At 59.8% G+C, this 20,618-nt stretch carries 22 protein-coding genes and 1 other annotated feature; of the genes, 12 read left to right on the top strand and 10 right to left on the bottom strand.

The window, feature by feature from the left end:
• The first annotated feature begins 159 nt into the window (after positions 1-159).
• Entirely contained in the window at positions 160-630 is a 471-nt protein-coding gene (gene creA, locus DW58_RS16345; RefSeq protein WP_024550825.1) for a protein CreA, read from the top strand.
• 58 nt (positions 631-688) lie between these two features.
• Here creA and arcA read toward each other — a convergent pair whose 3' ends face one another.
• Positions 689-1,405: a two-component system response regulator ArcA gene (arcA, locus tag DW58_RS16340; RefSeq protein ID WP_024550824.1), complete on the bottom strand. Its 717-nt coding sequence runs from the start codon at positions 1,403-1,405 to the stop codon at positions 689-691.
• A 96-nt stretch (positions 1,406-1,501) separates the two neighbouring features.
• On the opposite strand from arcA, the gene yjjY reads away from it, so the two are divergent.
• From yjjY to thrC, 6 genes are all read left to right on the top strand, one after another.
• On the top strand, positions 1,502-1,642 hold the full coding sequence (gene yjjY / locus DW58_RS21020) for a YjjY family protein (RefSeq protein ID WP_106876520.1): 141 nt from the start codon (positions 1,502-1,504) through the stop codon (positions 1,640-1,642).
• Between the two features lie 394 nt (positions 1,643-2,036).
• Positions 2,037-2,723 (top strand): tRNA/rRNA methyltransferase, encoded by a 687-nt coding sequence (locus tag DW58_RS16335; protein WP_024550823.1) that lies wholly within the window; start codon positions 2,037-2,039, stop codon positions 2,721-2,723.
• Positions 2,724-2,925: 202 nt separating this feature from the next.
• Positions 2,926-2,994: a thr operon leader peptide gene (gene thrL, locus DW58_RS20370; RefSeq protein ID WP_071789318.1), complete on the top strand. Its 69-nt coding sequence runs from the start codon at positions 2,926-2,928 to the stop codon at positions 2,992-2,994.
• Positions 2,933-3,050: a sequence feature (Thr leader region), on the top strand. It overlaps the preceding gene by 62 nt.
• Positions 3,051-3,075: 25 nt before the next feature.
• A complete protein-coding gene (gene thrA / locus DW58_RS16330; RefSeq protein WP_024550822.1) occupies positions 3,076-5,538 on the top strand; it encodes a bifunctional aspartate kinase/homoserine dehydrogenase I in 2,463 nt (820 codons plus the stop codon).
• A gap of 1 nt (position 5,539) precedes the next feature.
• Positions 5,540-6,469 carry a homoserine kinase gene (gene thrB / locus DW58_RS16325; protein ID WP_024550821.1) on the top strand — a complete coding sequence of 310 codons (930 nt, stop codon included), beginning with the start codon at positions 5,540-5,542 and terminating at the stop codon, positions 6,467-6,469.
• A gap of 3 nt (positions 6,470-6,472) precedes the next feature.
• A complete protein-coding gene (gene thrC / locus DW58_RS16320) occupies positions 6,473-7,762 on the top strand; it encodes a threonine synthase (RefSeq protein ID WP_024550820.1) in 1,290 nt (429 codons plus the stop codon).
• An 80-nt stretch (positions 7,763-7,842) separates the two neighbouring features.
• Here thrC and yaaA read toward each other — a convergent pair whose 3' ends face one another.
• On the bottom strand, positions 7,843-8,616 hold the full coding sequence (yaaA, locus tag DW58_RS16315; RefSeq protein WP_024550819.1) for a peroxide stress protein YaaA: 774 nt from the start codon (positions 8,614-8,616) through the stop codon (positions 7,843-7,845).
• Between the two features lie 327 nt (positions 8,617-8,943).
• Here yaaA and tal point away from each other — a divergent pair, with 327 nt between their 5' ends.
• From tal to DW58_RS16300, 3 genes are all read left to right on the top strand, one after another.
• Positions 8,944-9,897, top strand: coding sequence for a transaldolase (gene tal, locus DW58_RS16310; protein WP_024550818.1), 954 nt, complete (start codon positions 8,944-8,946; stop codon positions 9,895-9,897).
• A 107-nt stretch (positions 9,898-10,004) separates the two neighbouring features.
• Positions 10,005-10,592 (top strand): molybdopterin adenylyltransferase, encoded by a 588-nt coding sequence (mog, locus tag DW58_RS16305; protein WP_024550817.1) that lies wholly within the window; start codon positions 10,005-10,007, stop codon positions 10,590-10,592.
• 126 nt (positions 10,593-10,718) lie between these two features.
• Positions 10,719-12,026 carry an MFS transporter gene (locus DW58_RS16300; protein ID WP_024550816.1) on the top strand — a complete coding sequence of 436 codons (1,308 nt, stop codon included), beginning with the start codon at positions 10,719-10,721 and terminating at the stop codon, positions 12,024-12,026.
• 38 nt (positions 12,027-12,064) lie between these two features.
• Here the strand turns inward: DW58_RS16300 and hemW are convergent, their stop codons facing one another.
• From hemW to DW58_RS16275, 5 genes are read right to left on the bottom strand one after another with little or no spacing between them, the layout of a single operon-like run.
• On the bottom strand, positions 12,065-13,204 hold the full coding sequence (hemW, locus tag DW58_RS16295; RefSeq protein ID WP_024550815.1) for a radical SAM family heme chaperone HemW: 1,140 nt from the start codon (positions 13,202-13,204) through the stop codon (positions 12,065-12,067).
• Positions 13,197-13,790: an XTP/dITP diphosphatase gene (locus DW58_RS16290; protein WP_024550814.1), complete on the bottom strand. Its 594-nt coding sequence runs from the start codon at positions 13,788-13,790 to the stop codon at positions 13,197-13,199. Before DW58_RS16290 ends, hemW begins: the two co-directional genes overlap by 8 nt.
• Positions 13,791-13,801: 11 nt before the next feature.
• Entirely contained in the window at positions 13,802-14,092 is a 291-nt protein-coding gene (gene yggU, locus DW58_RS16285) for a DUF167 family protein YggU (RefSeq protein WP_024550813.1), read from the bottom strand.
• Positions 14,089-14,643: a YggT family protein gene (locus DW58_RS16280; RefSeq protein WP_024550812.1), complete on the bottom strand. Its 555-nt coding sequence runs from the start codon at positions 14,641-14,643 to the stop codon at positions 14,089-14,091. The genes yggU and DW58_RS16280 overlap by 4 nt, the downstream gene beginning before the upstream one ends.
• Before the next feature lie 8 nt (positions 14,644-14,651).
• Positions 14,652-15,371 (bottom strand): YggS family pyridoxal phosphate-dependent enzyme, encoded by a 720-nt coding sequence (locus DW58_RS16275; RefSeq protein ID WP_024550811.1) that lies wholly within the window; start codon positions 15,369-15,371, stop codon positions 14,652-14,654.
• A 16-nt stretch (positions 15,372-15,387) separates the two neighbouring features.
• Between DW58_RS16275 and DW58_RS16270 the strand changes: the two genes are divergently transcribed.
• Positions 15,388-16,407 carry a type IV pilus twitching motility protein PilT gene (locus tag DW58_RS16270; RefSeq protein WP_024550810.1) on the top strand — a complete coding sequence of 340 codons (1,020 nt, stop codon included), beginning with the start codon at positions 15,388-15,390 and terminating at the stop codon, positions 16,405-16,407.
• Here the strand turns inward: DW58_RS16270 and DW58_RS16265 are convergent.
• Complete coding sequence (locus DW58_RS16265) at positions 16,394-18,652, bottom strand: FAD-dependent oxidoreductase (protein WP_024550809.1); 2,259 nt, start codon at positions 18,650-18,652, stop codon at positions 16,394-16,396. The genes DW58_RS16270 and DW58_RS16265 overlap by 14 nt on opposite strands.
• Before the next feature lie 54 nt (positions 18,653-18,706).
• Between DW58_RS16265 and DW58_RS16260 the strand changes: the two genes are divergently transcribed.
• Entirely contained in the window at positions 18,707-19,396 is a 690-nt protein-coding gene (locus tag DW58_RS16260; RefSeq protein WP_024550808.1) for an IclR family transcriptional regulator, read from the top strand.
• Between the two features lie 122 nt (positions 19,397-19,518).
• Here the strand turns inward: DW58_RS16260 and ruvX are convergent, their stop codons facing one another.
• Both ruvX and DW58_RS16250 read right to left on the bottom strand, forming a co-directional pair.
• Positions 19,519-19,935 carry a Holliday junction resolvase RuvX gene (gene ruvX, locus DW58_RS16255; RefSeq protein ID WP_024550807.1) on the bottom strand — a complete coding sequence of 139 codons (417 nt, stop codon included), beginning with the start codon at positions 19,933-19,935 and terminating at the stop codon, positions 19,519-19,521.
• Positions 19,935-20,498, bottom strand: a complete 564-nt coding sequence (locus DW58_RS16250; RefSeq protein ID WP_029696742.1) for a YqgE/AlgH family protein — start codon at positions 20,496-20,498, stop codon at positions 19,935-19,937. The genes ruvX and DW58_RS16250 overlap by 1 nt, the downstream gene beginning before the upstream one ends.
• Positions 20,499-20,618 lie beyond the last annotated feature (120 nt).

Here is a 20,618-nt window from a genome sequence, read left to right as displayed (position 1 = left end):
GATAGCATTTTTTGTTTTTTTAGCATTCTGTGATTTTTTAGTGCGGGAATTGGGGTTTTAATAAAATTTTGGCATGTAAGTTGTAAGTTAGTGATTACTGTACGCTTTTCTGGCAAGTTGAATTATCACCCAGGGCAACATTTAAAATATGGTAACAATATGAAATATAGACACTTAACTCTTAGTGCAGTTTTATCGTTATTTGCCCTGCATGCCGGGGCAGAGCAGATTGGTTCAGTCGATACCGTATTTAAAGTTTTCGGTCCGGACCATAAGATCGTGGTTGAGGCGTTTGACGATCCCGACGTGAAAAACGTGACCTGTTATATCAGCCGCGCGAAAACCGGTGGTATCAAGGGCGGCCTGGGCCTGGCTGAGGACACCTCCGATGCGGCCATTTCCTGCCAGCAGGTGGGGCCGGTAGAAGTGAGCGAGAAGATTAAAGCGGGCAAAGCGCAAGGCGACGTGGTGTTCCAGAAACGTACCTCGCTGGTTTTTAAGAAATTGCAGGTGGTGCGCTTCTATGACGCCAAACGTAATACCCTGGCGTATCTGGCTTACTCAGACAAAGTGGTGGAAGGCTCACCGAAAAACGCGCTAAGTGCGGTGCCGATTATGCCCTGGAAATAACCCGGCGGCAGAAATGAAAAAAGGGCGGATATCCGCCCTTTTATTTATTCTTAACGACTTATTCCTGCAGATCGCCGCAGAAACGGTAGCCTTCGCCGTGAATGGTGGCGATGATTTCCGGCGTGTCCGGCGTCGATTCAAAGTGCTTACGAATGCGACGGATGGTGACATCGACGGTACGGTCATGCGGCTTCAGCTCGCGACCGGTCATTTTCTTCAGCAGCTCGGCACGGGTCTGGATCTTGCCCGGGTTTTCGCAGAAGTGCAGCATCGCGCGGAATTCACTGCGCGGCAGCTTGTACTGCTCGCCGTTCGGGCTAATGAGTGAGCGGCTGTTGATGTCCAGCTCCCAACCGTTAAATTTGTAGCTTTCCACGCTGCGGCGCTCTTCCGTCACGGTACCCAGATTCATGGTACGGGAAAGCAGGTTGCGCGCGCGGATGGTGAGCTCGCGAGGGTTAAACGGTTTGGTGATATAGTCGTCGGCGCCGATTTCGAGGCCGAGGATTTTATCAACTTCGTTATCGCGACCGGTGAGGAACATCAACGCCACATTGGCTTGTTCACGCAGTTCGCGCGCCAGCAGCAGGCCGTTTTTACCCGGCAGGTTGATGTCCATGATCACCAGATTGATGTCATGCTCAGAAAGGATCTGATGCATTTCAGCGCCGTCGGTGGCCTCAGAAACATCGTAGCCTTCTGCTTCGAAAATACTCTTTAACGTGTTGCGTGTTACCAACTCGTCTTCAACGATAAGGATGTGCGGGGTCTGCATGTTTGCTACCTAAAATTGCCAACTGAATCGAAACAGGAAGTACAAAAGTCCCTGGCCTGCCTGCTGCATGCGATAAATTAACATGCCGGGCGTGACATGACTAAAGTACGTAATGGCGTTCTTGATGCACTATTCGTCTACGTCAACAACATCATTAGCCTGGTCTTGGGTACTTTCCCTGTGGACCCGACGGTGTCAAAAGCGGCTGATATCCTAACCATTTTAACAGCAACATAACAGACCAGGACGGCAACGACACCCAATAAAACTACGCTTAGTTGACATATATCAAGTTCAATTGTAGCACGTCAGACGTTACATGAAATCGGTCTGCTGCTGAATGCGATTCGGTCACATTTTTATAATGAATCGCGTCATTTCACCGTCTAACTAATAAACAAGGTGAATCAAAATGACAAGCGTTATTTTCATCGGGTTTATTCATGATAAACATAAGGATATCATGGCGAGACGCGATAACAAAACGGCAGTTTATCGGAAGAATCTATAAGTTCTGTTTATATATTTGCGACATAACAACGCGTTAAATGTTGCTGTAATGTAATTTTTCGCGGCGTAATAAGATTAACCAGAATCCTAATTTTGTAGTAACGAACCGGAAGAGAGAAATATGGAATTTCCTGTTGTGCTGGTGGCGCCTGCCCGGGCAGAAAATGTCGGCGCGGCTGCCAGAGCGATGAAAACCATGGGCTTCACCCGCATGCGCATCGTGGCAAGCGATGTCTGGCGCGACGAGGCCGCCCGGCGCGTGGCGCATGGCGCAGGTGACATCCTCGATAATGTGGAAACCTATGACAGCCTGGCGGCGGCGCTGGCCGACGTGGATTTCACCATCGCCACCACCGCCCGCAGCCGGGCAAAGTTTCACTATTACGCGACGCCGCAGCAGCTTGTTCCGATGCTGGAGGAGAAGCGGACGTGGATTGGCCGCTGCGCGCTGGTGTTCGGGCGTGAAGATTCCGGGCTGACCAATGACGAGCTGATGCTCGCCGACGTGCTGACCGGCGTGCCGATGGTGGCTGACTACCCGTCGTTGAATCTCGGTCAGGCGGTGATGGTCTACTGCTATCAGCTGTCATCCCTGATGCAGCTTCCGGCGGTCAGCGTACCGGAAAACGACCGGCACCAGCTTCAGGCGCTGCGCCAGCGGGTCGCTGCGCTGCTCGCGAAGCTTGAGGTGGATGACGACGTAAAAATGGCCGACTGGCTTACCCAGCGTCTGGGACTGCTTGAGCAGCGCGACACGGCGATGCTCCACCGATTGCTGCACGATATCGAAAAAAAATTGCCAGAGTAACGTGCTGAAAATCTGCCATCAGGCCGTGTGAAATGTCGATGGCAGCCGGTGATAAGCAGTGGTTATGGTGGCAAACCCGCCGGCGTGCAGCGAGTCGCGGCGATGGTCGAAAAACCACCAAAACCAGAAATTCGTTGACTTCACCTGGCGGATACTTTAACCAATAGGCAACACACAGAAAGATTCAGAGCACACAACATCCATGATTCGCATCAGCCTGACCACCACTATTACAACCATCACCATTACCACAGGTAACGGTGCGGGCTGACGCGTACAGGAAATACTGAAAAAAGCCCGCACCTGAACAGTGCGGGCTTTTTTTTCGACCAAAGTTCAAGGGGTAATGACCATGAGAGTGTTGAAGTTCGGCGGTACATCAGTGGCAAACGCGGATCGTTTTCTGCGCGTTGCCGATATTCTGGAGAGCAATGCCAGGCAAGGGCAGGTAGCGACCGTTCTCTCTGCACCCGCAAAAATTACCAATCACCTGGTGGCGATGATTGAAAAAACCATCGCCGGCCAGGACGCCCTGCCCAATATCAGCGACGCGGAGCAGATTTTCGCCGCACTGCTGGACGGCCTGGCGCAGGCGCAGCCGGGCTTCGACCACGCCGGACTGAAAGCGACGGTAGAGCAGGAGTTTGCCCAGATTAAGCACATCCTGCATGGCATCAGCCTACTCGGTCAGTGCCCGGACAGCATCAACGCGGCGCTGATCTGCCGCGGTGAGAAGCTCTCTATCGCGATCATGGCGGCGCTGCTTCAGGCGCGTGGCAATAAAGTGACGGTAATTGACCCGGTTGAGAAGCTGCTCGCCGTTGGCCACTACCTGGAGTCCACCGTCGATATCGCCGAATCCACCCGTCGCATCGCTGCCAGCCGCATTCCGGCGGATCACATGGTGCTGATGGCCGGTTTCACCGCCGGGAACGAGAAGGGCGAGCTGGTGGTACTCGGGCGCAACGGGTCCGACTACTCCGCGGCGGTGCTGGCCGCCTGCCTGCGTGCCGACTGTTGTGAGATATGGACGGACGTGGACGGGGTATACACCTGCGATCCACGTCAGGTACCGGACGCCAGGCTGCTGAAGTCGATGTCGTATCAGGAAGCCATGGAGCTCTCCTACTTCGGCGCCAAAGTTCTGCATCCCCGCACCATCACCCCTATCGCTCAGTTCCAGATCCCTTGCCTGATAAAGAATACCGCCAACCCCCAGGCGCCGGGCACGCTGATCGGCGCCACCAGCGAGGACGACAGCCTGCCGGTGAAGGGCATCAGCAACCTCAACAACATGGCGATGTTCAGCGTCTCCGGGCCGGGCATGAAGGGCATGGTCGGCATGGCCGCACGCGTGTTCGCTACCATGTCCCGCGCTGGCATCTCCGTGGTGCTGATCACCCAGTCCTCCTCTGAGTACAGCATCAGCTTCTGCGTGCCGCAGAGCGACAGCGAGCGGGCCACGCGCGTGATGGAGGAGGAGTTCTACCTCGAGCTGAAAGAGGGCCTGCTGGAGCCGCTGGCGGTGATGCATCGTCTGGCGATCATTTCCGTGGTGGGCGACGGGATGCGTACCCTGCGCGGCATCTCGGCGAAATTTTTCGCCGCGCTGGCCAGGGCAAACATCAACATCGTGGCGATTGCCCAGGGCTCGTCAGAGCGGTCAATCTCGGTGGTGGTCAGCAATGACGATGCCGTGACCGGCGTGCGCGTCACGCACCAGATGCTGTTTAACACCGACCAGGTTATCGAAGTGTTTGTGGTCGGCGTCGGCGGGGTAGGGAGCGCGCTCATCGAGCAGCTCAAACGCCAGCAGACCTGGCTCAAGCAGAAGCATATCGACCTGCGGGTCTGCGGTATCGCCAACTCCCGCGCGCTGCTGACCAACGTCCACGGCCTCGATCTGGAGAACTGGCAGGCGGCGCTGGCGGAAGCAAAAGAGCCGTTCAACCTCGGGCGGCTAATCCGTCTGGTGAAAGAGTACCACCTGCTCAACCCGGTGATCGTCGACTGCACCTCAAGCCAGGCGGTCGCCGATCAGTATGCCGACTTCCTCAAGGAAGGGTTCCACGTGGTGACGCCGAACAAGAAGGCCAACACCTCGTCGATGAACTACTACCACGAACTGCGCCACGCGGCGGAGAAATCGCGCCGCAAGTTCCTGTACGACACCAACGTCGGGGCCGGTCTGCCGGTGATTGAAAACCTGCAAAACCTGCTTAACGCCGGCGATGAGCTGCAGCGTTTCTCAGGCATCCTCTCCGGCTCGCTCTCCTTTATTTTTGGCAAGCTGGATGAAGGGATGAGCCTCTCGGAAGCCACGACCCTGGCGCGTGAGATGGGCTATACCGAACCAGACCCGCGCGACGACCTGAGCGGGATGGACGTGGCGCGCAAATTGCTGATCCTCGCGCGTGAAACCGGCCGCAGCCTTGAGCTGACCGATATCGTGGTCGAACCGGTCCTGCCGGCAAGCTTCGACAGCACCGGCGACGTCAGCGCGTTTATGGCGCGCCTCCCGGAGTTTGACGATGAGTTTGCCTCCCGCGTCGCCCAGGCGCGCGATGAAGGCAACGTGCTGCGCTACGTGGGCAATATCGACGACGACGGCGTCTGCCGCGTGAAGATTGCAGCGGTAGACGGCAACGATCCGCTGTATAAAGTTAAGAACGGCGAAAACGCGCTGGCCTTCTACAGCCGCTACTACCAGCCGCTGCCGCTGGTGCTGCGCGGTTACGGGGCGGGTAACGATGTGACCGCCGCCGGGGTGTTTGCCGACCTGTTGCGCACCCTCTCATGGAAGTTAGGAGTTTAAGATGGTTAAAGTATATGCCCCGGCTTCCAGCGCCAATATGAGCGTCGGATTCGATGTGCTGGGCGCGGCGGTGACGCCGGTAGACGGCTCGCTGCTCGGTGATTACGTGACGGTGGAGGCGGCAGAGCAGTTCAGCCTGCAAAACCTCGGGCGTTTCGCCAGTAAACTCCCGGACGCGCCGCGGGAAAACATTGTTTACCAGTGCTGGGAGCGTTTTTGTCAGGAGATCGGGAAAACCATCCCGGTAGCCATGACCCTCGAAAAAAACATGCCGATCGGCTCAGGGCTGGGCTCCAGCGCCTGCTCCGTGGTGGCCGGGCTGATGGCAATGAACGAGCACTGCGGAAAGCCGCTCAGCGACACGCGCCTGCTGGCGCTGATGGGCGAGCTGGAAGGGCGCATTTCAGGCAGCATTCACTACGATAACGTCGCCCCCTGCTTCCTCGGTGGCATTCAGCTGATGATTGAAGAAAACGGCATCATCAGCCAGCAGGTGCCAGGCTTTGATGAGTGGCTGTGGGTGCTCGCCTACCCCGGCATTAAAGTCTCCACCGCCGAGGCGCGCGCCATCCTGCCGGCGCAGTATCGCCGCCAGGACTGCATCAGCCACGGACGCCATCTGGCGGGCTTTATTCACGCCTGCCACACCGGCCAGCCGGCGCTGGCCGCAAAGCTGATGCACGATGTGATCGCCGAACCCTATCGCACGAAGCTGCTGCCGGGCTTTAGCGAAGCGCGCAGCGCCGCCATTGATATCGGCGCGCTGGCGTGCGGGATCTCCGGTTCCGGGCCGACGCTGTTCGCCGTCTGCGATAACCCGGACACGGCACAGCGGGTGGCGGCCTGGCTTGGACAACACTATCTTCAAAATCAGGACGGCTTCGTCCACATCTGCCGTCTGGATACGGCTGGCGCACGAGTACTGGGATAACGAATGAAACTCTACAATCTTAAAGATCATAACGAGCAGGTCAGCTTTGCCCAGGCGGTAACGCAGGGACTGGGGTCTAATCAGGGGCTGTTCTTCCCGCACGACCTGCCGGAGTTCAGCCTGACTGAAGTGGATGAGATGCTGCAGATGGACTTTGTCTCCCGCAGCAGCAAAATTCTGTCGGCCTTTATTGGCGATGAGATCCCGGCGGAGATCCTCGAAACCCGCATCCGCAACGCGTTTACCTTCCCGGCCCCGGTAAAAGAGGTGCAGAGCGACATCGGGTGTCTGGAGCTGTTCCACGGCCCGACGCTGGCGTTTAAAGATTTTGGCGGCCGCTTTATGGCGCAGATGCTGACCCATATCAGCGGCGACAAGCCGGTCACCATCCTGACGGCGACCTCAGGTGACACGGGCGCCGCGGTGGCGCATGCGTTCTACGGCCTGAAAAACGTGCGTGTCGTTATCCTCTATCCGCGCGGAAAAATCAGCCCGCTGCAGGAGAAGCTGTTCTGCACTCTGGGCGGCAACATTGAGACCGTGGCCATCGACGGCGACTTCGATGAGTGCCAGGCGCTGGTTAAGCAGGCGTTTGATGACGAGGAGCTGAAAACCACCCTCGGCCTGAACTCCGCCAACTCCATCAACATCAGTCGCCTGCTGGCGCAGATCTGCTACTACTTCGAAGCGGTGGCGCAGCTGCCGCAGGATGCGCGCAATCAGCTGGTGATTTCCGTCCCGAGCGGTAACTTCGGCGATCTCACCGCCGGCCTGCTGGCCAAATCCCTGGGCCTGCCGGTGAAACGCTTTATTGCCGCCACCAACGCCAACGACACCGTGCCGCGCTATCTGCAAAACGGCAAGTGGGAGCCAAACGGCACCCGGGCGACGCTGTCGAATGCGATGGACGTCAGCCAGCCGAACAACTGGCCGCGCGTGGAGGAGATCTTCCGCCGTAAGATCTGGCGCCTGAACGAGCTGGGCTTTGCCGCGGTGGATGATGAAACCACCAAATACGCCATGCGCGAACTGCGTGAGGTGGGCTACGTCTCTGAACCGCACGCCGCCATTGCCTGGCGTGCGTTGCGTGACCAGCTGCGTCCCGGTGAGTACGGTCTGTTCCTCGGTACCGCGCACCCAGCGAAGTTCAAAGAGAGCGTGGATGAGATTCTCGGCGAATCGCTGCCGTTGCCGGAAGCGCTGGCCGAGCGTGCCGATCTGCCGCTGCTGTCGCAGTTCCTGCCGGCGGATTACGCCGCGCTGCGCCAGCTGATGATGAAGCCGCGCGCCTGAGGCCGTTGCCCGTTCGGGCAGCCCGACCCACAAAAAAGGCGGACCACCCGGTCCGCCTTTTCTCTGTCCGCACGCCGCACTCAGCGTTCGCTGCGGGTAAACACCAGCTCAGCGCCTTTCGACGCGGCCTCGTCAAACTGATAGCCATCCAGATCGAACCCGGTCAGCTGTTCTGCGGTGGTCAGGCGGTTCTGGATGATGTAGCGGCTCATCAGCCCGCGCGCCTTTTTAGCGTAGAAGCTGATGACCTTGAATTTACCGTTCTTCTCATCGAGGAAGACCGGCTTCACGATCTCGCCTTCAAGCGCTTTCGGCTTCACGGCTTTAAAGTATTCGTCGGACGCCAGGTTCACCACCAGCTTATCGCCCTGCGTTGCCAGCGCCTCATTGAGCTTACGGGTAATGATATCGCCCCAGAAGCTGTAGAGATCTTTGCCTTTCGCATTGGCAAAGCGGATGCCCATCTCCAGCCGGTAGGGCTGCATCAGGTCGAGCGGACGCAGCACCCCGTACAGACCGGAGAGCATACGCAAATGCTGTTGGGCGAAATCAAAATCCGCGTCGCTGAAGGTCTCTGCCTGCAGGCCGGTATAAACGTCGCCTTTAAACGCCAGGATGGCCTGCCGGGCGTTGTCCGGAGTGAAATCCGGCTGCCAGTCGTGGAAGCGGGTGGCGTTGAGGTCCGCCAGCTTGTCGCTGATACCCATCAGCGAGGCGATCTGCGGGGCAGAGAGCTTGCGCGCCTCGGTAATCAGCTGCTGGGAATAGTCCAGCAGTTCCGGCTGGGTGTAGCGCGTGGTGGCAAGTTCGCTCTGGTAGTCCAGCGTTTTAGCAGGGGAGATCAGGATCAGCATGGTCACTCTCTTGAAGTCGTTTTGCGTGACTTTATCAAAAAATGGCGAGGGTCTGGCCGATGGATGCGATTAATCGCATTAATTTATCGGCGTTCCTGGCGGGCCGCGCGTTGCGCAATCGGGCGTGAAAATCGCGCAAACGCCGCGTCCGTGCGGCCTGGGGCTGTCGGGGCGAAAGGGCGGGGTGGGATCGTCACCGGGTGCGAAACGCTTCGCCGTCAACGTTATGCGCCCGTGGTCAGCGGTTGCGCTGGCAGTGCGGCGTGATATCATCGGAGGCAGTTCGGTTACATCTCCCTAACAAGCAGTTCTAAGAGACCTATTATCATGACGGATAAATTGACCTCCCTGCGTCAGTTCACCACGGTCGTGGCTGACACCGGAGACATCGCGGCAATGAAGCTGTACCAGCCGCAGGATGCCACCACCAACCCTTCTCTCATCCTGAACGCAGCACAAATTCCTGAATACCGTAAGCTGATTGACGACGCGGTGACCTGGGCGAAAAGCCAGAGCAGCGATCGCGCGCAGCAGGTGGTGGATGCGACCGATAAACTGGCGGTCAACATTGGTCTGGAAATCCTGAAGCTGATCCCGGGCCGTATCTCTACCGAAGTGGACGCTCGTCTCTCCTACGATACCGAAGCCAGCATTGCCAAAGCGAAGCACCTGATTAAGCTCTACAACGACGCCGGTATCAGCAACGATCGCATTCTGATCAAACTGGCCTCCACCTGGCAGGGCATCCGCGCGGCGGAACAGCTTGAGAAAGAAGGCATCAACTGCAACCTGACGCTGCTGTTCTCCTTCGCACAGGCGCGCGCCTGCGCCGAAGCGGGTGTGTACCTCATCTCTCCGTTCGTGGGCCGTATCCTCGACTGGTACAAAGCCAACACCGACAAGAAAGAGTACGCGCCGCAGGACGATCCGGGCGTAGTTTCCGTGACGGAAATCTACGAATACTACAAGCAGCACGGCTACGAGACCGTTGTGATGGGCGCAAGCTTCCGTAACGTCGGCGAAATCCTTGAGTTGGCAGGCTGTGACCGTCTGACCATCGCCCCGGCGCTGCTGAAAGAGCTGGCCGAAAGCGAAGGCGCGGTAGAGCGTAAGCTCTCCTTCGCCGGCGACGTGAAAGCACGTCCGGAGCGTATGACTGAATCCCAGTTCTTCTGGGAGCACAACCAGGATCCGATGGCCGTGGACAAACTGGCGGACGGTATCCGCAAGTTCGCCGTTGACCAGGAAAAACTGGAAAAAATGGTCGAAGCCCTGCTGTAATCCCTCTGTGGCCGGATCTTCCGGCCACATCTTCCGCGTTTCACCCTGTCTGCCTGTCCCGCCAGCGTGTATCATTTCGCAAACTGTACTGATTGACCGGAATCGATATGAATACCTTACGCATTGGCTTAGTTTCCATCTCCGACCGCGCCTCAAGCGGCGTCTATCAGGATAAAGGCATCCCCGCGCTGGAAGCCTGGCTGCGACGCGCCCTGACCACGCCGTTTCAGGTTGAAACACGGCTGATCCCTGACGAGCAGCCGATCATCGAGCAAACCCTGTGCGAGCTGGTGGACGAAACCGGGTGTCACCTGGTGCTGACCACCGGGGGTACCGGCCCTGCACGTCGCGACGTGACGCCAGATGCCACGCTGGCCATCGCCGACCGCGAGATGCCAGGCTTTGGCGAACAGATGCGCCAGATCAGCCTGCACTTTGTGCCGACCGCCATTCTCTCGCGTCAGGTGGGGGCGATCCGCAAGCAGGCGCTGATCCTCAATCTGCCCGGCCAGCCGAAATCCATTCAGGAGACGCTGGAAGGGGTGAAAGATGCCGACGGCAAAGTGGTAGTGGCAGGAATTTTTGCCAGTGTACCGTATTGCATACAGCTGCTGGACGGCCCGTACGTCGACACGGATGCGGAAGTGGTAGCAGCTTTTCGTCCTAAAAGCGCAATTCGCCAGAGTAATGACTGAAAAATAGGTTTGTACGGCATAAGCTGATGTGCTGATGGAGTATTGTTTTTTTGACGATATAGTAATTATCTGTTTACAGATTTACGTGTCGTTAAAAACAACGCACCTCTTTACAAGAGTCATTTTATGCCGAATCAACCCCGCCAACTGAACCGCCAGGATTACAAAACCCTGTCGCTTGCCGCCCTCGGCGGCGCACTGGAGTTCTACGACTTCATCATCTTCGTGTTCTTCGCGGCGGTGGTCGGGGAACTCTTTTTCCCCCCGGATATTCCTGAGTGGCTGCGCCAGCTGCAAACCTTCGGCATTTTTGCCGCGGGGTATCTGGCGCGTCCGCTGGGCGGCATCATCATGGCGCACTTCGGCGATAAAGTGGGGCGCAAGAAGATGTTCACCCTGAGCATCTTACTCATGGCGCTGCCGACGCTGGCCATCGGCCTGCTGCCAACCTACGCCACGCTGGGCATTCTCGCTCCGCTGCTGCTGCTGGCGATGCGGCTGTTACAGGGCGCGGCCATCGGCGGAGAAGTGCCGGGGGCGTGGGTATTTGTGGCCGAACACGTGCCGGCCCGCCGCATTGGCATCGCCTGCGGCACGCTGACCGCGGGCCTGACGGTCGGCATCCTGCTCGGCTCGGTGGTGGCCACGCTGATTAACACCAGCATGACGCCGCAAACCCTGCACGACGGCGGCTGGCGTATCCCGTTCCTGCTGGGCGGCGTGTTTGGCCTGATGGCGATGTACCTGCGCCGCTGGCTGCGTGAAACGCCAATCTTTATTGAGATGCAGCAGCGTAAAGCTCTGGCTGAAGAGCTGCCGATCAAAACCGTGGTGATGAATCATAAAAAAGCCGTGGCGATCTCCATGCTGCTGACCTGGCTGCTTTCGGCGGGGATCGTGGTGGTGATTCTGATGTCGCCGGTGTGGCTGCAAAAACAGTACGGCTTCGCACCCGCCCTGACGCTACAGGGCAACAGCATCGCGACGGTAATGCTGTGCATCGGTTGCCTGCTCGCCGGACTGGCGGCGGATCGCTTTGGAGCCAGCAAGACCCTGATTATCGGCAGCCTGCTGTTAGCGGGGTGTACCGGGCTGTTCTATCACGCGGCAGGCACCCATCCGGAGCAGCTGTTCCTGCTGTATGGTCTGGCCGGGTTAAGCGTGGGCGTGGTGGGTGCGGTGCCGTTCGTGATGGTGAGAGCCTTCCCGGCAGAAGTGCGTTTTACCGGCATTTCGTTTTCCTACAACCTCTCCTACGCCATTTTTGGCGGCATCACGCCGATTCTGGTTACCGGACTGATGGCGGTTTCTCCGCTGGCACCGGGCTGGTACGTGCTGGCCCTGTCGATGGTGGGCCTCGCGCTCGGCGTCGTGCTGCGTCAGGATCTGAACCATGAGGATGAGGTGGTGTTGCAGACGGTGGAGTCGCCGTAATCACTATGGGCGGGTGTATGGCACACCCGCCGTCATGCTTATGACTCGCTCAGGAACAGCTCCAGCAGTGAGTTCAGGAACAGTTTCCCGTGCCCGGTAATCTGCCAGTGCGTGGCGGTTTCGGTGAGATAGCCTTTGGCCAGCGCCTCGTCGATCTGCGGGCGGATCAGCGCCTCGCTGAGGCCGGTATAGCGGGTAAACTCCTCGCGCGGCGCGGCTTCCAGCAGCCGGAAACGGTTCATAAAGAACTCGAACGGCTTATCATGCGCCTCGACATCGTGCTGTCTCTCCAGGTAGTTCCCCTGCATAAACCCGCGCGGATGGCGCGTTTTGGCGGTACGCAGAATGCGCCCGTCAGCAAAGGTCACTTTACCGTGCGCCCCGCAGCCGATGCCCAGATAGTCGCCAAAGCGCCAGTAGTTCAGGTTGTGCTGGCACTGATAGCCCGGCTTCGCATAGGCCGAGGTTTCGTACTGCACATAGCCGGCGGCGCACAGCAGTTGGTCGCCCTGTTCGAAGATGGACCACAGCGCATCGTCATCCGGCAGAACCGGCGGGCGCGAGCCAAACAGCGTGTTCGGTTCGATGGTCAGCTGATACCAGGAGAGGTGTGGCGGATTGAGCGCTATCGCCTGGCGCAGGTCGCTTAACGCCTCGTCCAGCGTCTGGTCGGGCAGGCCGTGCATTAAATCCAGATTGAAGCTGCGCAGTTCCAGCCCCTGGGCCAGATGTGCTGCACGCTTTGCCTCGTCGGGGCCGTGAATGCGCCCCAGCCGCTTCAGCTTTTCGTCGCTAAAGCTCTGCACACCGATAGAGATGCGATTCACCCCCGCGCGCTGGTACTCCACGAAGCGGTCTGCTTCCACCGTGCCGGGGTTGGCTTCCATGGTGATTTCGGCGTCGTGCGCCAGCGGTAGCCGCGCCCGCACGCCGTCAAGCAGCGTTTGCATCGCCGCGCCCGACAGCAGGCTGGGGGTGCCGCCGCCGATAAAAATCGTCTGCACCTCACGTCCCTGAGCGTACTGCACGTCGGCATCGAGATCCGCCAGCAGGTGCTGCACATAGTCGTCGTGCGGCACCTCGCCCTTCAGGGCATGCGAGTTGAAGTCACAGTACGGGCACTTCTGCACACACCAGGGGATATGAATATAGAGACTCAGGGGTGGCAAATTAGCCATTACGCATTGCTTCCAGTAACAGTTTCAACGCCTGTCCACGGTGGGAGATGGCGCTCTTTTCATCGCGGCTCAGCTCCGCGGCGGTTTTGCCGACGGAGGGAACGTAAAAAATGGGATCGTAGCCGAAGCCGCCTTCGCCGGCAGGCGTCCGGGCAATCACCCCCGCCCAGCTGCCGTGGCAGACCAGCGGGGTGGGATCTTCGGCGTGACGCAGATAGACGAGCACGCAGTGGAACTGCGCCTGCCGCTTATCGTCCGGCACGGATTCCAGCGCCGCCAGCAGCTTTTCCAGGTTCTGGCGATCGGTCGCTTCCTCGCCGGCGTAGCGCGCAGAGTAGATGCCCGGCGCACCGCCGAGGGCATCCACTGCCAGGCCTGAATCATCGGCGATAGCGGGCAGGCCGGTGATACGCGCCGCGTGACGCGCTTTCAGGATGGCGTTCTCAATGAACGTCAGGCCGGTTTCATCGGCGGAATCAACGCCCAGTTCGGTTTGCGCGATGATATCCAGCCCAAAATCCGCCAGCAGAGCGGCGAGTTCACGCACTTTACCGGCATTACCGGTAGCGAGGACAACGTTTTGCATAGTAAATCCTGTCAGGAGAGTAGCGCCGCGACATCAGTCGGGATCTGTTGAGGATGAATAATTTTGACCTGCTTATGACGGCCCAGTTCGCCTTTTTCAATCAGCACCTGGCTTTTCGGCACGCGAAACTGCTTTGCCAGATACTTCACCAGGTGCGCGTTGGCCTGACCGTCCACCGGCGGGGCGGTAATGGCGACCTTCAGTTCGTCGCCATGTAAACCCACGATGCTGTCGCGGCTGGCCTTAGGCTGAATGTACAGCCGCAGCACCAGCCCATCGGCAGTGGACGCTACTGCGCTCAAAGCTGATACCACAGCCCCGGGAACAGGTCCATGCCCAGGTAGTTCAGCATGTAGAGGATGAGGATGACGATCATCGCCGAGAAATCGATACCGCCCATGGCCGGCAGGAAACGACGAATCGGGGCCATCATCGGCTCGGTCATCTGCATCAGTACGAACTCAATCGGGCTGCGGCCCTGGCTCACCCAGCTCATGATGGAGCGGATGATGATCACCCAGAACACCAGCGAACCGGCGGCTTTCAGCAGCGACAGCAGGCCGACCAGCAGGTTGAGCGGATCAAGCGACAGCGCGCCGGACTGAATCAGCAGCAGCAGCGGATACTTGACGGTGCACAAGATAAACGCCAGCAGCAGCGAGGCGGTATCAATCGGCCCCAGCGAGGGCAGCACGCGGCGCAGCGGGCCAACCACCGGCTGCGTCACCTTCACCACAAACTGGGCGAACGGGTTGTAAAAATCGCAGCGCGACCACTGCATCCAGATGCGTAACAGCAGAACCATTACGTACAGCTCAATTACGGTTTTGACCAGGAAAGTCAACGTCAGCATGGCATCCCTCAGAGGTTAACGTTAGGGCGCGCGGCGTAATCGCGCGCACCAAAAATAGCGGTTCCGATGCGAACCATGGTGCTGCCCGCCGCAATCGCAGCATCCATGTCATCGGTCATGCCTAAAGACAGCGTATCCACCGTAGGATACCGCTGTTTTAGCGCGTCAAATGCTACCGCCATTTTACGGGCGACAGCAAATTGCCTGTCATATTCGGTTTCCGGTGCCGGGATCGCCATCAGCCCGCGTAGCTGAACGCCGGGCAGCGTCGCGATATGTGCCGCCAGCGCGTCGAGCTCGCTAAGCGCGATCCCCGACTTGCTCTGTTCATCGCTGATATTAATCTGGATCAGCACGTTTAACGGCGGCAAGTGCGCCGGGCGCTGCTCGCTCAGGCGCGAGGCGATACGCGGCCGGTCAACGGTGTGGCACCAGTCAAAATGCTCCGCCACCAGCCGGCTTTTGTTGGACTGCAACGGACCGATAAAGTGCCACGCCAGATCGCGCACGCCGGCGTCCTGAAAATGGCGGATCTTCTCGACGCCTTCCTGAACGTAGTTTTCGCCAAACGCGCGCTGCCCGGCCGCTATCGCTTCCGCGACCGCGCTCGCAGGCTTGGTTTTACTCACTGCAAGCAGCGTAACGTCTTCTGAAGCACGGCCGCAACGCTGAGCGGCAGCCGAGATTTTCTCCCTGACCTGTGCCAGGTTGTGCGTGATATCACTCATGGTTCAAGGATGGTCTGTGGATATGGAAGAAATAGTGGCCCTTAGTGTAAAGCATAACGTCTCGGATCTACACCTGTGCAGCGCCTGGCCTGCACGCTGGCGACGCTGCGGCATACTGGAGCCGGTACCCTGTGAGGTGCCGGCCCCCGGCACGCTGCTCCAGGCGTGGCTTAGCCCGACGCAACAGTCGACGCTGGCCGCCGACGGACAGCTCGATTTCGCCGTCACCCTGGGCAACGGCGCACGGCTGCGCGCGAACGCCTTTCACCAGCACGCCGGGCTGTCGCTGGCGCTGCGCCTGCTGCCCACCCGCTGTCCCACCCTCGCCGAGCTTGATGCACCGCCCGCGCTGCCTGAACTGCTTCGCGCCCGGCATGGCATCATCCTGGTCACCGGGGCGACGGGCAGCGGGAAATCCACCACCCTTGCCGCGCTGGTCAACTGCCTGAATCAGACCCAGAGCGGGCATATTGTCACGCTGGAGGACCCGGTGGAGTTCATCCATACCTCGAGCCGCAGCCTGATTCAGCAGCGGGAGATTGGCACCCACTGCCGGAGCTATGCCGACGGGCTGCGAGCGGCGCTGCGTGAGGACCCCGATATCATTTTACTGGGTGAGCTGCGGGACACCGCCACCATTCGGCTGGCGCTGACCGCGGCGGAGACGGGCCATCTGGTGCTGGCGACGCTGCACACTCGCGGAGCCGCCCAGGCGGTAGAGCGGCTGGTGGACGTCTTTCCGGCGGAAGAGAAAAACCTGGTGCGTACCCAGCTGGCGGGCAGCCTGAACGCGGTGCTGGCGCAGACCCTGGTGCCGGCCACGGATGGCGGACGCGTGGCGCTCTATGAGCTGCTGGTGAACACCACCGCGGTGGCCAGCCTGATTCGTGAGGGGAAAACCCACCAGCTTCCCGGCGTGTTGCAGACCGGTCAACAGGCGGGAATGCAGAGCTTTGCGTGGAGCCTTGTCCAGCGCCGCCAGCAGGGACGCGTGGCGGACGGCGCGGACGACGGAGGCCGACTTAGCGCAGGTTAAGCGAGTAGACCGCCGGCAATGCGCCAGCGCTGGCAAGCAGCTCAAGCCTCACCTCGTGTGCGTCCACGGGCTGGGGCAGGCGGTGCTCGCAGACCGTGTGATGGTTCTCGTCCACCTCCGCGATAAGCTGCCCGTTCAGCCACAGGCGATAGGCGGTGACGCAGTGAGGCGTCACCCGGCTGTGATGCCCCATCTGCACGGTTTCCATTGCGTTGTCGGCGTCGTTGTCAAAGATCAGAGTTAGCGTGCGGCAGGGATGTGCCGCCTCCCAGCGCCACGTCACCGTCGGGGCAGTATCGTCAGCGGCAGGCACCCAGGCATTGGTGTGCTGTTCGGGACGCAGGCCGCCATTGAGCAGGTTGTCCGGGGCGAAGCAGCGCAGGGGAGGCTCGCAGGTGAGGGCGGGCATCACCTGGTGCGGACGGCGGCGCGGCAGCCAGAAATCAAACTCGTCCACGCCGTAATCCCCGTCGGCGATCTGGCGGGTGTGCTTCGCGACTCGGGCATTCAGGCTGTTGAACACCGTCATCACGCCGGGAAGCGCGGTGTCGGTTAGCGCAATGTCGACGTTCGGCTGGGCATCGAATGCCAGGAAGAGATACTGATCCCGCTCGCTGACGACGTCGAACGTCAGGCGATGCGGCTGCATGCCGGAGACCTCCAGCGTCTGGCTGGCGAGCACCTTTTCCGGGGTGAAGTTGCCGCTGCGCTCGCTGGCAAGCAGGCTGACGGTAAGCGTCTGAGGCTCCTGGGCGCGCAGCGTGACGCCGATTGCGGGCACGCGCTGTCCCGCCTGCATCGGCAGCAGCACCGCCATGCGCTCGCGCAGCGGCAGCCACTGGTCGTTAGCCTCAAGCGCCGCCAGCTGGTATTCACTGCTGGTGGTGACGCGCGCCGCGCCTGCCGGTGCTTCCAGGCGCTGGCGTGGAATGTAGCAGCCGCTGGCCTGAAGATGCTGCTGAAGCATGCCGACCCGCGATGCCTCCGCCAGCTGGCGCGGCGTCAACTGATGTTGGTGACACAGCGCCGCGGCACGGCCCACCACCTCGCCCAGCAGGCCGCAGGTACACATCACGCGCGCGCTGCCGAAGGCCACGTGGGAGGCGGAAATCAGCCTGCCGGTGAGGAACAGGTTGTCCAGCGAGCGGCTGTAGAGGCTACGCAGCGGAATCGTGTAGGTGCCCTTGCTATGGAACTGGCGGCAGCCATCATGGATGCTGTACACCCCATCGGCCGGGTGCAGGTCGATAGACCAGCCGCCGTAGCCAACCGCATCGTAATGGTCGCGCTGCTCGATGATGTCCTGCTGGCACAGCAGGTGGTCACCGATAAAGCGGCGGCTCTCGCGCTTGCCGGGGATCGTGCCGACCCATTCGATAGTCATGGTGTCGGCTTCGGGGAACTCGCCGGAGTTCTTGATGTAGTGCCAGACGCCCCAGACGATCTTCCACAGCTCCCATTTGATCGTTTCGCTCTCGTGAACCGTGTCGAGACGGCCGCCCCACTCCAGCCACCACAGGTCGCAGCCGTTGAGCGTTGAGGTGAGGCGCCTGTAGCGCGGGATGGCGCTGATGTCCTGCAGGGCGAAGGAGGGCGGCACAAAGGTGACCGGGGCGCTGGTTTGCCGGGTGTAGAAATAGATTGAGTGGCCAAGCTTATGGCCGAAGCTATCCCCCGGCGCCATTTTCTCGCCCAGCTCCGTCTGCTCCTCGGCGCCCTCCCGGTATTCGGCCCCGGCAAGATAGCCCAGCACACCGTCGCCGGTGGCGTCACAACACTGCGCGGCCTCGATATCGTAAAAGGTTTCGTTGATAGGGTTGAAGCCGCTCGCCGAGGTGATGCGCGCCCCGTCAGTGGTGACCTCGAACAGCGCGGTGTTCAGCAGCAGCGTCAGGCCGGGCTGGCTGCGCGCCAGATCGAGCAGGACCAGATCGAACATCACCGGGTTGCCCTCCTTGTTGCGCCACAGGTTCTCCTCAAGGATCTCGCCCATGATGCCGCCTTCTCTGGCCCAGCGGTTATTGTTGCCCATATGGGAGGTGGCGCCGTTGGCCCACAGACGCACCTCGCTTGAGGCGTTGCCGCCGAGCACCGGCCTGTCCTGCACCAGCACCACGTTCAGGCCGTCACGCGCCGCGGCAAGGGCCGCGCACAGGCCGGAAAGGCCGCCGCCAGCAACCAGAAGATCGGCGCGGATGCGCTGTCGCGGAAAGCGACGTGCATCGGTTTGCTGAAAGATTTTCATAAACTGTTATCCTCTGGGCTGGTTAAAAATGTCTCTGGTTATGCGAAACCCGCTATGTCATCACAACCTAATCAAAGCCTTATCGACGGTATCCGCTGTCTGCAATATCTGGTGTCGAGCGATCGCGCTATCGGCTGTCGCGAACTTGCCCGCCTGATGGGCATCAACACCACGCGCGTTAACCGCCTGCTGATGACCATGGCCGCTATCGGCCTGACCACTCAGGACGAGCAGCGACGCTATCTGCCGGGGCCGGGGATCCATGCCCTGGCCGCGCAGGCGATTCGCGGCTCGGCGCTGTTCTCCAGGGCGCTGCCGCTGCTGGAACGCCACGCCCCCACCGATATCGTGGTGGCGATGGGCGTCCTGTGGGAGGACCAGGTGATCTACATCTATCACTCCACTCCGGGCTCCCAGGTCAGTCAGGCGCTGGCCGGTTTTCGTATGCTGCCGGCCTGGCAATCGGTGATCGGCATGTCGCTGCTGGCCGCCGAAGCCGATGCCGATTTGCAGGCCCGTCTGAGCGCCGAACAGTGGGAGCACCTTCAGCCGCACCTTGCCCAGCAGCGCCAGAGCGGGCATGTGGTATGGCGCCACGACGATGGGGAGATATCTATGGCGACGCCGCTTGGCTCCCATAACGCCGCGTTGGCTTTTGCCGGCATGTGGGATATCCCCGACAGTCAGGCGAACGACCGGCTTGGCGAACTCCAGGCGCTCTGCGCCAGACTGGCCAACTCCTGATAAAAGGCACAGGCAGTAATGTTTCTTTTATAGAAACACTAAAGCGAACGCAAAACGGTGATGCAGATTTGTGATCTCAGCGGTGGATGGGGGAGGAGGCCGGGCGCAGCGGCCCGGCACGATCAGGCGTGTTGTTCGAAGAAGCTTTCGAGGATAACCACGGCAGAGGCGGAGTCGACGCTGCCTTTACTGAGGGCGCGGAAACCGCCGCTCTGGAACAGGCCGGCACGCGCTTCTACCGTGCTCAGGCGTTCATCATGCAGCCTGACCGGCACGCCAAAGCGGCCGTGGATGCGGTTAGCAAAGGTCCGGGCGCGGGCGGTAAGCGGCTGTTCGGTGCCGTCCATGTTCAGCGGCAGGCCGACGATCACTTCATCCGGTTGCCACTCTTTCAGCAGGCGTGCGATGAGCTCCCAGTCCGGCATACCGTTGTTGGCTTTCAGGGCCGTCAGCGGGCGGGCGGTGCCGGTAATACGCTGGCCGACCGCCACGCCAATACTTTTGGTGCCGAAATCAAAACCGAGAAAAGTACCGCTCATCAGGCGTGACCCGCGTCGGTTGGCATGGTCTGAATATCAATGCCAATCAGCTTCGCGGCTTCGCGCCAGCGGTCAGCGATCGGCACTTTAAACAGAATATTGAGATCTGCCGGGGCGGTGAGCCAGGCGTTTTCGAGGATCTCCTCCTCAAGCTGGCCTTTTTCCCACGACGAGTAGCCGAGCGCGACAATCACTTCTGACGGCTGATTGCGGGTGCCCAGCGTCTCCAGCACGTCGCGTGAGGTGGTGATAATCGTGTTGTCGGAAATGCGGATGCTGGAGGAGAAGCTATCCGGCGGCGTATGCAGAATAAAGCCGCGATCTTCCGCCAGCGGGCCGCCGACAAACACCGGTTTGTCCAGGCGAATCGCCGGATCGCGCGCTTCAGGTTTGATCTTGAGTTTCTCAAGCACGCCGTCAACTTTCAGGTTTTCAAGGGGCTTATTAATCATGATGCCCATCGCACCGTCGTCGTTATATTCGCAAATGTAAACCACGGAACGTTTGAAAAGCGGGTCCTGGAGGCCAGGCATGGCAATAAGAAAGTGGTGCTGTAAATTCATTGTCACAGGTTCTGTAGTCCCGGTTGAAAAAACGACAGTTCAGTATGCGGGGAAAGCGGCGGCATGTCACTAGCCTGCGGTGAGACAAGACGAACGGGTCGCCTTATCAGGAAAACGCCA

Origin of the sequence: Siccibacter turicensis LMG 23730, assembly GCF_000463155.2 — a bacterium.
Lineage (GTDB): Bacteria > Pseudomonadota > Gammaproteobacteria > Enterobacterales > Enterobacteriaceae > Siccibacter > Siccibacter turicensis.
The sequence above is the reverse complement of the archived record's forward strand: the minus strand, read 5'-3'. Positions and strand labels throughout refer to the sequence as shown.